Annotated in this window: 11 protein-coding genes and 4 tRNA genes; 3 read left to right on the forward strand and 12 right to left on the reverse strand. The window is 44.6% G+C overall.

All coding sequences use genetic code 11. From position 1 onward, the window contains the following. Positions 1 to 829: 829 nt before the first annotated feature. From NI464_RS09030 to secA, 8 genes are all read right to left on the reverse strand, one after another. Positions 830 to 906 (reverse strand) — tRNA-Pro (locus NI464_RS09030). Positions 907 to 923: 17 nt separating this feature from the next. Then, positions 924 to 999: transfer RNA gene (locus tag NI464_RS09035), tRNA-His, on the reverse strand. A gap of 33 nt (positions 1000 to 1032) precedes the next feature. Then, positions 1033 to 1109 (reverse strand) — tRNA-Arg (locus NI464_RS09040). A 34-nt stretch (positions 1110 to 1143) separates the two neighbouring features. Then, positions 1144 to 1220 (reverse strand) — tRNA-Pro (locus NI464_RS09045). A 151-nt stretch (positions 1221 to 1371) separates the two neighbouring features. Continuing rightward, positions 1372 to 2439 carry a quinolinate synthase NadA gene (gene nadA / locus NI464_RS09050; RefSeq protein WP_253138198.1) on the reverse strand — a complete coding sequence of 356 codons (1068 nt, stop codon included), beginning with the start codon at positions 2437 to 2439 and terminating at the stop codon, positions 1372 to 1374. A 153-nt stretch (positions 2440 to 2592) separates the two neighbouring features. Beyond that, the gene (gene argJ, locus NI464_RS09055) at positions 2593 to 3813 is read right to left on the reverse strand and encodes a bifunctional glutamate N-acetyltransferase/amino-acid acetyltransferase ArgJ (RefSeq protein WP_005252791.1); all 1221 of its coding nucleotides are present in this window, start codon (positions 3811 to 3813) and stop codon (positions 2593 to 2595) included. A gap of 159 nt (positions 3814 to 3972) precedes the next feature. Further along, on the reverse strand, positions 3973 to 4326 hold the full coding sequence (locus NI464_RS09060) for a hypothetical protein (protein WP_004645181.1): 354 nt from the start codon (positions 4324 to 4326) through the stop codon (positions 3973 to 3975). 141 nt (positions 4327 to 4467) lie between these two features. Then, positions 4468 to 7194, reverse strand: coding sequence for a preprotein translocase subunit SecA (gene secA / locus NI464_RS09065; protein WP_004645180.1), 2727 nt, complete (start codon positions 7192 to 7194; stop codon positions 4468 to 4470). A 332-nt stretch (positions 7195 to 7526) separates the two neighbouring features. Here secA and NI464_RS09070 point away from each other — a divergent pair, with 332 nt between their 5' ends. Beyond that, positions 7527 to 8168, forward strand: coding sequence for a peroxiredoxin (locus NI464_RS09070; protein ID WP_253138199.1), 642 nt, complete (start codon positions 7527 to 7529; stop codon positions 8166 to 8168). Positions 8169 to 8407: 239 nt separating this feature from the next. Then, positions 8408 to 9016 carry a dual specificity protein phosphatase family protein gene (locus NI464_RS09075; protein ID WP_253138200.1) on the forward strand — a complete coding sequence of 203 codons (609 nt, stop codon included), beginning with the start codon at positions 8408 to 8410 and terminating at the stop codon, positions 9014 to 9016. Here NI464_RS09075 and NI464_RS09080 read toward each other — a convergent pair. Genes NI464_RS09080 through trpA form a run of 4 tightly spaced genes read right to left on the reverse strand, consistent with a single transcriptional unit; the run spans position 9013 to position 13029 of the window. Then, on the reverse strand, positions 9013 to 10056 hold the full coding sequence (locus NI464_RS09080) for an SPOR domain-containing protein (RefSeq protein ID WP_005252804.1): 1044 nt from the start codon (positions 10054 to 10056) through the stop codon (positions 9013 to 9015). The genes NI464_RS09075 and NI464_RS09080 overlap by 4 nt on opposite strands. Then, a complete protein-coding gene (gene folC / locus NI464_RS09085) occupies positions 10053 to 11336 on the reverse strand; it encodes a bifunctional tetrahydrofolate synthase/dihydrofolate synthase (protein WP_195725613.1) in 1284 nt (427 codons plus the stop codon). The genes NI464_RS09080 and folC overlap by 4 nt, the downstream gene beginning before the upstream one ends. After that, positions 11333 to 12229, reverse strand: a complete 897-nt coding sequence (accD, locus tag NI464_RS09090) for an acetyl-CoA carboxylase, carboxyltransferase subunit beta (RefSeq protein ID WP_004645174.1) — start codon at positions 12227 to 12229, stop codon at positions 11333 to 11335. Before accD ends, folC begins: the two co-directional genes overlap by 4 nt. Continuing rightward, positions 12226 to 13029, reverse strand: a complete 804-nt coding sequence (trpA, locus tag NI464_RS09095; protein WP_005106102.1) for a tryptophan synthase subunit alpha — start codon at positions 13027 to 13029, stop codon at positions 12226 to 12228. Before trpA ends, accD begins: the two co-directional genes overlap by 4 nt. Positions 13030 to 13394: 365 nt before the next feature. Here trpA and NI464_RS09100 point away from each other — a divergent pair, with 365 nt between their 5' ends. Further along, positions 13395 to 14729 (forward strand): Na+/H+ antiporter NhaC family protein, encoded by a 1335-nt coding sequence (locus NI464_RS09100; protein ID WP_253138201.1) that lies wholly within the window; start codon positions 13395 to 13397, stop codon positions 14727 to 14729. Positions 14730 to 14770: the final 41 nt, after the last annotated feature.

Consider the following 14770-nt stretch of genomic DNA (forward strand, 5'->3'; position numbering starts at 1 on the left):
CTACCATCAATCAATGAAAATAATTTCGATCAATCAACCAGTAAAAATCCACACAAGTTGTTCTTCATAATCTCTTAATGATCTTCTTGCTGATTCGTCACCAGCAAGCTAGGTCGGCTATATTACTCTCTATCTCTAGAAAGTCAACCAGTAATGAAAACTATTTTTAAACTTTCTTTCTAAAACCCAACTCAATCAATCTCAACTAAGTCACTGTTTTATCAGAAGTTTTAATCTTCATCACCGCCGATGGATGTGCATTCTACAGGATTCCCAACCCAATACAACCCCTATTTTTAAATAATTCAGCAAAATCATCACGATTGTTTATTTATTCTACAAAAAATACAGGTTTTTCTATTTTTCACTCAAAATTTATTCAATTATTGATGTTTTAAAGTAGTTTATTTACTTATCAATGGGTATTTCTAGTTAATTTAATTGCTATATCTATCTAAAAATTTTTTATTGTCTTTATTTCAGATCAAACACAACAGATGAGTTAATAAAATAGATTTACTATGGAATCCCTTACCCATTTTAAAAATATAATCCTCATCCATCCATTAAAATTCCATTCAACAAGATAATCACTCTATAGATAAACTCTGGTTAAATTGTTGAATGATTAAAATTAAGAGTGAAGCAATGCGAGAAAAAAGCAATCTTCAATGCACAGTTTTATTAGATGAAAAATAATTTAATAGGAATTCGAGCATTCATCATGATAGCCACCGATAACAATTGTATATTTTTTATTCACATTGAATTTCAGGCATAAAAAAACCGCTTAACGCGGTATCTTTTATCTCTACCATCTTGAAGGAGATGGTCGGAGCAGTAGGATTCGAACCTACGACCCCCTGGTCCCAAACCAGGTGCACTACCAGGCTGTGCTATGCTCCGATTTCAACTTTAAAAGTTGGGGTGAATGACGGGATTCGAACCCGCGACAACTGGAATCACAATCCAGGGCTCTACCAACTGAGCTACATCCACCATCATTTTGATTCTTAACATCAAGCGACCAAATGGCGCGCCTGACAGGATTCGAACCTGTGACCATCCGCTTAGAAGGCGGATGCTCTATCCAACTGAGCTACAAGCGCGTTACTGATGCAAACATCATTTGCCTTGAAGAATTGGTCGGAGCAGTAGGATTCGAACCTACGACCCCCTGGTCCCAAACCAGGTGCACTACCAGGCTGTGCTATGCTCCGATTCATCTCAGCTTTCGTATCGAACATCGTTCGGTACGGTGTGCATTCTAGGCGCGACGCCCGGAGACGTCAACACCTATATTTAAAAAAAACCGAAAAAACGCTTCAAGCGTTTATTTATCAATCGCTTCAGACATTTTTTATACAAATTTTAACGTTTTAGTCCGGCACTAAAGTTCAGCATGCGATCTAGAGGCAGTTTAGCTCGTTCAGCAAGTACCGGATCGACATGCACTTCCTGATCTTTATGCTGTAACACATGCAAGATACCATCCAGCTCGTTCATGGCCATCCAAGGACAATGCGCACAAGAACGACAAGTTGCCCCCTCTCCTGCGGTTGGTGCTTCAATCAGAATTTTATCCGGCACTGCCTGCTGCATTTTATAAAAAATACCGCGATCAGTAGCTACGATTAAACGCTGATTTGGCAAAGTTTGTGCTGCTTTAATTAATTGTGAGGTACTACCCACCGCATCGGCAATCTCGACCACAGACATCGGTGATTCGGGATGTACCAGAACTGCCGCATCTGGATAGAGCGCTTTCATATTGGCAATACCGCGTGAACGGAATTCTTCATGCACGATACAGGCGCCATCCCAGAGCAACATCTCTGCACCGGTTTTTTTCTGGATATAACGACCCAGATGCTGATCTGGTGCCCAGATGATTTTTTCGCCCAGACTGTCCAGATGCTCGATAATTTCCACTGCACAACTTGAAGTGACGACCCAATCGGCTCGGGCTTTCACGGCCGCTGACGTGTTGGCATAAACCACCACGGTATGATCCGGATGCGCATCACAAAAAGCGGTAAATTCATCAACAGGACAACCCAGGTCCAGTGAGCAGGTCGCTTCCAAGGTAGGCATCAGCACGGTTTTATTGGGTGAAAGAATTTTAGAGGTTTCGCCCATAAATTTCACACCAGCTACCACAAGCGTTGAAGCTGGATGATCGCGACCAAAACGCGCCATTTCCAGTGAGTCGGAAACACAGCCACCGGTTAGTTCAGCCAGTTCCTGGACTTCAGGATCGCAATAATAATGCGCCACCAAAACAGCATCCTGTTTTTCCAGCTCTGCCTTGATCTGTGCAAATTTGTCCAATTTTTCCTGCTGGCTCATTTGATGTTCTTGAGGAACATCTAAACGATCTAAATGCGCCTGCACAATCGATTTAGCTTCATTGGCTATTAATTTGGTCGCATCACTCATAACAACTCTTACTCTACCCTCATGGTTCACTATTCAATGAACCTTTCACCCTACATCCCGGTCATCTTTGGCGAAGTGCTATTTTTGACCAGTCATTAAAAACTACAAGATATAAAAAAAGCCCCACAACGGAGGCTTTAGAAACGATCTGAATTATGAGCGATAATCTGCATTGATTTTTACGTAGTCATACGACAGGTCACAGGTATAAACCGTATCTTTTGCCTGACCTCGTCCAAGATCAACACGAATCGTCATTTCAGCCTGGGCCATCACACGGGCACCGGCTGCTTCAGTATAGTCTGCTGCCGCACCACCATCTTTGCAGATTTGTACATCATCTAACCAAACCTGAATTTTTGCAACGTCTAAATTTGGCACACCGGCATAACCAATCGCTGCCAGAATACGGCCCCAGTTTGGGTCAGAAGCAAAGATTGCGGTTTTGACCAGCGGTGAATGCGCAATGCTATAGGCAATATCGCAGCACTCTTGAGTATTGCCACCACCTTCTACAGTCACGGTAATGAATTTAGTCGCACCTTCACCATCACGTACAATCAGTTGCGCAAGGCGTTTCATGGTACGTGTCAATACGTCTAGCACCACTGCATAACGTGGATCTTCAGTCGAAGTGATTTCAGCACCACCGGCCTGACCTGTGGCAATAAAAATACACGAGTCATTAGTTGAGGTATCGCCATCAATTGTAATACGGTTAAACGATACATTGACTGTTTCAGTTAATAACTGTTGAACCAGTTCACGGCTGATCGGTGTATCCGTCGCAACATAGCCCAGCATGGTCGCCATATTCGGGCGAATCATGCCTGCACCTTTGGAAATACCGGTCATGGTATAAGTCACACCATCCAGCTCGAACTGTTCTGACGCACCTTTCGGAGTGGTATCTGTGGTCATGATTCCAGTCGCTGCATCGCCCCAGGCATCATCACGCAATGAATCCAGCGCAGGCTGTAAACCTGTAAGCAAACGCTCCATTGGAAGCTGCTCACCAATCACACCAGTCGAGAATGGCAACACTTCAGCAGCCTGTACGCCTGCAAGTTCAGCTAACTTGGCACAGGTGGCTTCTGCATTTGCCATGCCTGTAGGACCTGTTCCTGCATTGGCATTGCCGGTATTGATTACCAGGTAACGTGGATTTCCCGCTTGCAAATGTGCTTTGGATACATGCACAGGTGCTGCACAAAAGGCATTCTGGGTAAACACCCCAGCAACATTGGAGCCTGCAGCCAGTTCAAATATCACCAGGTCACGTCGGTTCTGATAGCGTACATAGGCTTCAGCCGAACCAATTTTAACCCCTTTCACCACATGCATCTGTGGCATAGATACGTCACCAACTGCCATTTTAAAGTCCAATATTGAAGTTTTAGAAAAATACAGCTTAGTTGATCTGCAACAAAAAATCGAGCCAAAGCCTGAGCCAGCCTGAGATTTGTTATGGGTTTTCACAATAAAAAACCAGTCATCAAGACTGGTTTCTACGTTTTTAAAATTAAGATATTTTTAATTTTGTGCAAGTTGTCCAGATTCGCTTAGTAAAGCCTGTTTCGCTTGTTGTTGACTTGCACTAGAAAGTGCAGGATTAGTAGCAACAATACGGTCTGCATTTGCCGCATTAGCAGCTGCAATCGCAGCGGTCTGCAATACAATCGGACGGTTCTGGTTGGCAAAGGTATAACGGATGCCGGTACGTGGGCTTGCTACAGTCACTTGCGCATCGGTACGTTGTACTTGAGCAGTGTTAGTACCTACCGCTTGCTGAACTTTATCAATTGTTGTGGTCGCTGCAGTTTGTGCAAAACTTAAGGCAGGTATTGCCAAAGCGGCAATCATGAGCGTTTTTAATACTTTTTTCATTCAGGTTATTCCACTTTGAGGTGTTGAATGAGCCATTAAATAGCATTTAATTCCTAAGACTGCAAACAGTATTCAATTTCTGAAAAATCTTCATACATAAAAAAATCAGAGCCATGTGGCTCTGATTTTTTTTAACACTGTTTAGATCTTGCCATGACACTGTTTGTATTTCAGGCCTGAACCACATGGACAAGGTGCATTACGACTTGCCGGTGCTTCAAAGACTGGTGCTACAGGATTCGCCTGAACATTTTGCTCGGTCGTCACCTCATGTTCACCTGCCAGCAAGCCGTCAAACTCTTCATGAGATAACTGCAAACGCATTGCCTCAGCCTGTGCCTGCTGCTGTGCTTCCATTTCCGCCAGCTCTTCAGGTGTCGGTACGTGGATGCGTGACAGATCTGTCACGACATCGGACTTAATCGTACCCAGCATGTTTACAAACAGGTTATAAGCTTCTTTTTTATATTCCTGCTCTGGATTCTTTTGCGCATAACCACGTAAATGAATACCTTGACGCAAATAATCCATAGCCGCCAGATGCTCTTTCCAATGACGATCCAGAGAATTCAGCATAAAGTGACGTTCAAGCGAAGCTGCAGATTCTTCACCCATTTGTTCACGACGTGAACGGTAGCGGTTCAGTACTTCATCGGTAATGCGCACCACCAAAGCTTCTTCATCCAGACGACGGTCCTGTTCCAGCCATTGTCCGATAGGAAGATCCATCGAAAGATCTTCACGCAGCGCCAGTTCCAGACCTTCACTATCCCACTGGTCATGAATCGATTCAGGCGGAATATAGTTGGCGATTACACCCTGCATCACTTCACGGATCATTTCTTCAATATAATCCTGCAGTGAATTTTCTGCCAGAATGTCGTCACGCTGACTATAAATGATCTTACGCTGTTCGTTATTGACGTCATCGTATTTCAGCAAATTCTTACGAATATCGAAGTTACGTGCTTCCACTTTACGCTGCGCATTTTCAATCGAGCGAGACACCATTTTGTGCTCAATCGCTTCATCTTCCTGCAAGCCCATGGCACGCATCATGCCGACTACGCGATCACCGGCAAAAATACGCATCAAGTCATCTTCAAGTGACAGATAGAAACGCGATACACCCGGGTCACCTTGACGACCGGCACGACCACGCAGCTGGTTATCGATACGGCGTGATTCATGACGCTCGGAACCGATAATATGCAAACCGCCTGAATCCAGCACAGCCTGGTGATTAACATCCCATTCTGCTTTCAGACGCGTTTCATCTTCAGGAGTCGGGTTTTCAATTTTAGCCAGCAACGCCTTCCAGTTACCACCCAAGAGAATATCGGTACCACGACCGGCCATGTTGGTGGCAATCGTCACTGCACGCGGCGCACCGGCCTGCGCAATAATATCGGCTTCACGTTCGTGCTGTTTGGCATTCAGTACTTCATGCTGGATCCCTGCCGCTTTTAGCTTATCCGACAGAATCTCAGAAGCTTCAATGGTGGCTGTACCAATCAAAATTGGTGCGACACCAGCTTCATGCACACGCTGAATTTCTTGAATAATCGCGTTATATTTCCCTTCACGATTTAAATAAATTAAATCGTTATGGTCTTGACGAATCATTGGACGGTGGGTCGGAATCAGCACCACATCCAGACCATAAATTTCTTTCATTTCCGCTGCTTCAGTATCAGCAGTACCGGTCATACCGGATAATTTTTTATACAGACGGAAATAGTTCTGGAAGGTTGTGGTTGCCAGAGTCTGGTTTTCCGGCTGGATTTCCAGACCCTCTTTGGCTTCTACGGCTTGATGCAAACCTTCAGACCAGCGACGTCCCGGCATGGTACGACCGGTATTTTCATCGACAATAATCACTTCACCATCGTTGATGATGTATTGCACATTGCGTTGATAGAGATAATGGGCACGGATCGCTGCAGTGACATGATGCAACAGGTTCAGGTTCGACGCTGAATACAAGCTCTCGCCTTCTGCCAGCAAGCCCATTTCAATCAATTCACTTTCAATGGTTTCAAAACCCACTTCAGTAATTTCAACTGAACGCTGTTTTTCATCAATCCAGAAGTGACCGCCATCCGGCACTTTCTCTTCTTTCTGTGCCTGTAATTTTGGTGGAATATTATTGATGGCTGCATAAAGCTGTGAAGAATCTTCACTTTGACCGGAAATAATCAACGGGGTACGTGCTTCATCAATCAGGATCGAATCGACCTCATCGATAATCGCATAGGTCAAACCACGCTGCTTTTTCTCAGCCAGCGAGAACACCATGTTGTCACGCAGGTAGTCAAAGCCAAATTCGTTATTGGTACCGTAAGTAATATCGGCACGATAAGCTTCAGCTTTTTCCATCGGATTTTGCATGGAATAAATAATGCCGATGCTTAAACCCAAAAACTCAAATAATGGACGGTTCAACTCGGCATCACGTTGCGCCAGGTAATCGTTCACGGTAATGACATGCACGCCCTGACCACTGATGGCATTCAGATAACAGGCCAAAGTACCCATCAGGGTTTTACCTTCACCGGTACGCATTTCTGCGATTTTGCCTTCATGCAAGGTAATACCACCGATCAGCTGCACGTCATAATGACGCATGCCCATCACCCGCTTCGCCGCTTCACGACAGACTGCAAATGCTTCAGGCAATAATTTATCGAGGGTTTCACCCTTATTATATCGTTGTTTGAATTCTTCAGTTTTTGCAGATAAGTCTGCATCGCTAAGGGTAGATATCGTCGGCTCGAGCACATTAATCTTGTCTACGATTTTACGCATGCGTTTGAGTTCGCGCTCATTTTTGGTACCGAAGATTCCTCCGATCAGACTTGCCAACATGAATAGACTCTCTAAATCTTGCTTGTCAAATGAATATGTTCTTAGTCGTTATTATGGTGCTAGAAATTTGAACTACAAGGGTTTTGCTGTAAAACCGCTAAAAAAATCTGATCCTTAGTTCTAGCCCTAAGATCTAAGGCAAAGTAATGTAGCAAATTTTCCCTGTGCAACATAGTCAATTAAGTGACTGATTTTTGCGCTTCTGGATAGATGGATATCCCACTTATGCAATTTACTCATAAAGAAAGCAAAAAACACTATTTTTAATCATAAAAAATTTGATTCATATTAAATCCTATCTCGACATTAAAAGACCAATTGAGGCTAAAAAGATGAGTTTACGTTTAGGCGATACCGCACCGAATTTTGAACAGCAATCCAGTGAAGGCCTGATTAATTTTTATGATTTTCTGGGTGATAGCTGGGGCATTTTATTTTCACACCCTGCCGACTATACACCGGTATGTACGACTGAACTTGGCTATACCGCAAAACTGAAAGATGAGTTTGCAAAACGTGGTGTTAAAGCGATTGCCTTGTCAGTTGATGATGTGGAGTCGCATCATGGCTGGATTAAAGATATTAATGAAACCCAGAACACCACGGTGAATTTCCCGATCATTGCCGATCAGGATCGTAAAGTTTCCGAGCTATATGACTTTATTCATCCAAATGCCAGTGAAACTCTAACGGTTCGTTCTTTAGTGGTCATTGGTCCCAACAAAAAAGTCCGTTTGATTATTACTTATCCTGCATCGACCGGCCGTAATTTCCATGAAATCTTGCGTGTGGTGGACTCCCTGCAACTCACCGATAGCCATAAAGTAGCAACGCCTGCGAACTGGCAGCATGGCGATGATGTGGTGATTGTTCCCTCACTGAAAGACGAGGAAGAAATCAAGCAACGTTTTCCAAAAGGTTATACAGCGGTTAAACCTTATTTACGCCTTACGCCCCATCCTGAGCAAAATTAAAAGGACTCCTTTTTAATTTTGCGCAAGACAAGCGAAGCGCGTAGCACAGGATAAGATGGAGCTCGTAGTAAAGGATAAGAGAAACTCTATTTTCCACATTTTATGCTTTATCGAATACGACAGTGACGTGCCACGGATTCGATTTGTTGATACAGCCTGTCTTCGGATAGGCTTTTTTATATTCAAAATCTCGTATTCACTTTAAACTTGAAATAACAAAAACAACATCTACGCTCTGTATGAAAATCTGCATATTTCCAATTCTCATGAGTGGCTACCTCCTAACCACAGGTTGCATGACTACGCCTGCCCTGCCTGAACCCCAACGTCCTCAGCATTGGGGACAGCCCATTCATCAGAATCATAATTTTCATCAAATCAGCAATTTTGTCTATCGTAGTGAGCAGCCTTCAACTGAACTCATTCCTTTATTAAAAAAGCATCAAATCGATGTAGTTATTAATTTACGTTCACGGGATCAAGACAGCTTTGTTTTGAGCAATGAAAACTTTCAGCTACATCATGTACCCATACATACCTGGGCAATTGATCGGGAAGATTTATTGAAAATTATGCTACTGATTCAGCAAGCACAACAAAATCACCAGAAGGTGCTCTTGCATTGTTATCACGGTTCAGACCGAACTGGTGCAAGTATCGCCATGTACCGGATTATTTTTGAACATTGGCCGATTGAGCAAGCACTACAGGAAATGAAACATGGCGGTTATGGCTTTCATGCCATTTGGCGCAATATTGACAATCTATTCACCCCTGAAAATGTAAAATGGATTCGCGAGCAACTCACGAATCCATCTACAGAAACTTTGATTAATACTAAGAATTAACGCTTATCTAGCGGCACCCAATCGTTCACCCAAGCTGATTTCATATTCAGGCTGGCATCAGACGCAATTTTCTTACGAAGTGCATCTGCAGTCTCACGGTCTTTGGACGGACCCACCATGATACGTACACCTTTAGACGTTGAGCTTTTGGTTACTTTATAACCTTTGGCACGCAGTTTGGCTGCTACAGCATCTGCATTGGCTTCATTCGCTGCCAGTGCCACCTGCACCATCCATTGCTTGTCCTCTTCACCTTCCAGTAACTTACGCGCCTGTTCAGCTTCTGCTTTCTTCTTGGCTTCTTCGGCTGCAGCCTTTTTCTTGGCTTCTTCAGCTTTACGCTTTTCGTCGGCCTTACGTTTTTCTTCGGCTGCTTTACGTTCAGCTTCTTTCTTTTCAGCCGCTTTACGCTCTTCCTCGGTTTTACGTTTTGCTTCAGCCGCCTTACGTTCTGCTTCGGCTTTTTGCTGTTGCTCTAACTTGCGTTTTTCTTCAGCGGCTTTACTTTCAGCAGCTTTACGCTCTGCTTCTTTCTTGGCTGCATCAGTAGAACTATTGGCTTTTTGTTGGTCCAGCTGCTGCTGGGCTAACTTTTTTTCTTGCACCGCTTTTTCTTCAGCCAGACGTTTCTGCTTGGCCTGTTCGTCTTCAACCAGTTCTGGCGGAATATTATCGGAACTTTGCTGTCCCAGGCGGTGTGCATTCAGGGCAGCATATTCTTCAGCCGCTTTACGCGCAGCATCTGCTTCAGCCTGCTGTTGCATCGCTAAAAATTCGGCTGCACGTGCTTCCTGCTCTGCAACCGATTTTTCCCGGTCACGACGTTGCTGTTCAAGTAAACGCTTTTCTGTTTCCACATCGACCGTCAAAGAACCGAGCGAATGATTGCCTGTCTCTTTATTTTCAACTTCCGCAGCCTGTGCCGGATTTTGCTGACGGTCCTGATTGATTTCATCTTGGCCTTTCAGGAGTAATGCTGCCAATAAAACACCACCACCGAGTAAAACAACACCGCCCATCCAGCGCTGTTTGTTATTCATTGACATTCTTCCAAATACTCCCATACCGCTTCTAAGGTATGAAATGATCCACATACCAAAATCAGCTGATTATTATCTGTTTGATCCAGTGCTGATTTAAAAGCTAATTTTACATTGTCAAATTGTTCTACCGCCTCACCGTTTAAAGCATCAGCCAAAACTGTGACGTCTGCCGCACGTGGAACGGATAATGGTGCAATTTTCCACAATTGCACCGTGTCTTTCAATAACTTGACGACAGAATTTATATCTTTATCTGCCAGCATTGAAAATACACAAATGACTTCATTATATTTTTGATTGTAATTTAAATAATCTCGTAATTGTTTCAGTAGAAATTCGACCCCATGCGGGTTGTGTCCTGCATCAAAAATCACGGTTTTATTCTGGATTTGACGGATTTCAAACCGTCCCGGCAATTTTGCCGTTTGAATGCCTTGTGCAATTGCCTGCTGGCTGACGTTTAATCCGCTCAGCAGAATGGCGGCCACGGCGGTAGAAATATTATCCAGTGCCAGCGAACCTGTTGGGAGTTTTAAGGTCGTACCCGATGAAGCAAAAGCCCAGCTTTGGCCATCTTCAAAGGCTTTATAGAAATAATCACGGTTGATTGCATACAAAGATGCATTACATTCTTGAGCTTTATTTAGAATGGCTTGCGGGATCTGTTGCTGTCCACCAAACACGACTGGAATATCCGGGCGAATAATTCCGGCCTTTTCAAAAGCAATTTTCTCGATGGTGTCACCAAGCCAGTCAGTATGATCCAGACCAATATTGGTAATCACCGCCACATCCGGATTGACCACATTGACCACATCCAGACGGCCGCCTAAGCCAACTTCCAGCACCCAGACATCACAGCATTGATCTTTAAAAATCACAAAAGCAGCCAGTGTCGTGGCTTCAAAGAAAGACAGGCTCAAACCGCATTCGCGACGAGCCTGATCGACCTGAACAAAAGCATCAATCAGCAACTGATCTTCCACTTCAATGCCGCGCAATTTAACACGCTCATTGAAACGGTACACGTGGGGGGATTGATATAGCCCGACCTTGAAGCCTTGCGCATTCAGGATCGCGGCCAGCGTGGTGGTGGTCGAACCCTTACCATTGGTTCCTGCCACCGTCAGCACTTTGGCCTCTGGAGATGTCACGCCCAGCTTTTCAGCCACAGGAATAACCCGTTCCAGACCTAAATCAATACCCGTAACGTGAACATGGCTCCAATAATCGAGCCATGTATTTAAAGAATCTGTTGCTAAGGGTGCTGTGTTCAATGCAAATTCATCAACTTCGTAACGATACGATAAACTGTATCACGTAATGCATGACGGTGAACAATCTGATCGATTACCCCATGATCAAGCAAATATTCCGCGCGCTGGAACGGTTCTTCCAGTTTTTCACGTACAGTCTGTTCGATCACACGTTTACCGGCAAAGCCAATCATCGCTTTCGGTTCAGCAATATGTACATCACCCAGCATTGCCAATGATGCGGTCACACCGCCGTACACTGGATGAGTCAATACCACTACATAAGGCAGACCTGCTTCTTTTAAACGCTGGATCGCAGCCGAAGTACGCGCCATTTGCATCAGGGACAACATGCCTTCCTGCATACGAGCACCACCCGAAGCAGCAAAACAGATCAAAGGTTGACGAGCTTCAATCGCATGTTCTGCAGCCTGAACAAAGCGGTCACCGACCACTGTGCCCATAGAACCGCCCATGAAGTCGAACTCAAACGCACAGGCAATCATCGGTACGCCTTTCAGCAAACCCTGAATTACCACCAGTGCTTCAGTTTCACCGGTTTTCTTTTGCGCTTCAGCCATACGGTCTGGATAGGCTTTACTATCGACAAATTTCAGGGGATCTTTGGCTATAAATTCCTGACCCAATTCTGTTTGTACCTGATCAAAGAACCAGTTCAAACGCTCACGGGCTTTCATACGCAAATGCTCATCACATTGCGGACATACATAGGCATTGAATGACATGGCAGTACGGGTCACCAATGCATGACATTCAGGGCACTCAATCGTAGGCTCGGTAAATGTCGCTTTATATGCCGTTTGCTCATCGGGTACCTGAATGCCCGGAACAGTACGCTCCGTCCATGGGGTCGATGGGCTCAGAATTTTGCCTGATTTCACTTGTTGACTCATACTAACTCATCGAGCGCTGCTCGAAGCTCCTTGACTTTATTCACCGTCGCAATAACGGCTTGTTCTGGTGCGAGCGTTGCAAACTGCTTTACAAACGCACTACCCACAATAACTGCATCGGCAGCAACACCCATCGCTTTCGCAGATGCAGCATCACTGATACCGAAACCTACGCCTACAGGAACATCAGTCACAGCTTTAATCTTTTGAATGCGTGCAGCGGCTTCAGAAACATCTAAAGTTGCTGCACCGGTCACGCCTTTCAGTGACACATAGTAAATAAAGCCGCTGGCCTGTTTTGCTACATGTTGAATACGTGCATCGGTTGAAGTGGGTGCCAGCAGAAAAATCTGATCCATGTCATATTTTTCCAGTACTTCACCCAGACTTTTTGCTTCTTCTGGTGGCAAGTCCACCAGAAGTACGCCGTCTACTCCACATTCATAGGCATAAGCCACAAACTTTTCATAGCCAATTACTTCAACCGGATTCAGATAACCCATCAGCACCACTGGTGTTTCGCGGTCTTTCAAGCGAAATTCTTTCACCATATGCAGTGCATCCAGTGTATTGGTTCCACCTGCCAAAGCACGTTCAGCAGCTAGCGCAATCACTGGCCCATCTGCCATCGGGTCTGAGAAAGGAAGTCCCAGCTCAATCACGTCGACACCCGCTTCCACCATCTCATGCAGCAAAGGCACTGTGACTTCTGGATGCGGATCACCCGCCATGACATAAGAAACTAAAGCTTTACGCTGTTGAGATTTAAGTTGTCCAAATCGTGTGGCTAAACGTGACATAGGGTGGTATTTTCCTTAACGTGTTTCAAACTTGAGGCATTGACTATGTAGAAATACAAGACATCGCATTGTAACGCTATTTTTTGTCCAATGAACAGTCTGCGATACCGACCTCGAGTACTTCATTTCCTGTGCGAAGATTTCAAAACAATTCGGAAGGGTCTATTTACGATTATTTTGATTTTTTTCACAATGATCAAAGATGCCTAATTTTGCTATTACCTAAAATCCTGAATATTTAGATAAACTTATTTTTATCATATAAAAATTAATAAAAATGCAGATGTTAGCGCATTCATTTAAAGTTTTCTGAAATAGCAAAACCTGCTTTATACTAGTCCTATTCTCTTACTTTTTTATCTCCTATGCAGACTGATTCTGAGGCTACAGTGCAGGCACGCGCCATTGCACTGCTGCCGCTTATTGTATTTTTAACCATATTTTTGGGTAGTGGGATCTATCATTCCCTGATCGGAACCGAGTTCGCGTTCTATCAGGTGAAAGCGCCTGTGGCTGCCCTGCCTGCGATTATCTTGGCTGCATTAGTGTATCGCGGCAAACTCAACCAGGGCATTGAGGAATTCCTCAGAGGTGCCAGTCATCCCAATTTAATCCTGATGTTTATGGTGTTTATGCTGGCAGGTGCTTTTGCCAGCGTCAGTAGCGCCATTGGCAGCGTCGACGCCACCGTGCAGATGGGCTTGTCAGTGATTCCACCTACATTTATTCTGCCGATGTTATTTGTGATCTCGGCCTTTATTGCCACGGCGATGGGTACCTCCATGGGCACCATTGCAGCCTGTGCGCCGATCGCTTTTGGTTTCACCCAGGTGACCGATATTGACGTGATTTATGCGATTGGTGCGGTCGTCGGTGGTGCCATGTTCGGTGATAACCTGTCCATGATTTCAGACACCACCATTGCGGCGACCACCAGCCAACGCGTACAACTGCGTGACAAGTTCAGAGTCAATGTCTGGATTGCAGTTCCAGCCTCAATCGTCACTATTTTAATTTACGTGTTAAGTACCGGCAGTAGCAACACATTGGAATACAAGGATTTTAACTGGCTTCTGGTCTTACCTTATATCGCCGTATTTATTTTGGCCTTTAGCCGTTTACACGTTCTGGCTGTACTGACCATTGGCGTACTACTTTCCGGCTTGTTTGGCCTATTTGCCACAGCTGAATTCGATCTGCTCAAACTGAATACTTCAATTTACGATGGCTTTGTCGGCATGTTTGAAGTGGCGTTATTGTCGATGTTTCTGGGTGGCCTGTCGGCGATCATGCAGCATGAAGGCGGTTTACGCTGGCTGATCGAGCGTATTTATAGCCTGACCCGTCTGTTTAAAGTTGGGAAGCAACGTGCTGGCGAAATCGGGATTAGTTTTTTGGTGGTGTTTTCGAATATCTTTGTGGCCAATAATACCGTGGCGATTATTCTGTCTGGTGATATGGCACGTGAAGTTGCCAAAGAATACGGCGTAGATCCTAAGCGTTCTGCGGCACTGATGGATATTTTCTCCTGTGTGGTACAAGGGTTGATTCCCTATGGCGCACAGTTACTACTGGCCTGTTCCATTGCAAAAATCTCACCGGTTGAACTGATTGGTGGTGTGTACTATTGCTGGATTCTGGCCATTTTTGCGATTGCGGCGATTGCGTTTAGATTCCCTCAAATCAAAGCCAACGCTTAACCTCACCATTTTCTTCAAATAAAAAAGCGACCGATACGGGT

This window comes from Acinetobacter lwoffii (assembly GCF_024129685.1).
Lineage (GTDB): Bacteria > Pseudomonadota > Gammaproteobacteria > Pseudomonadales > Moraxellaceae > Acinetobacter > Acinetobacter lwoffii_X.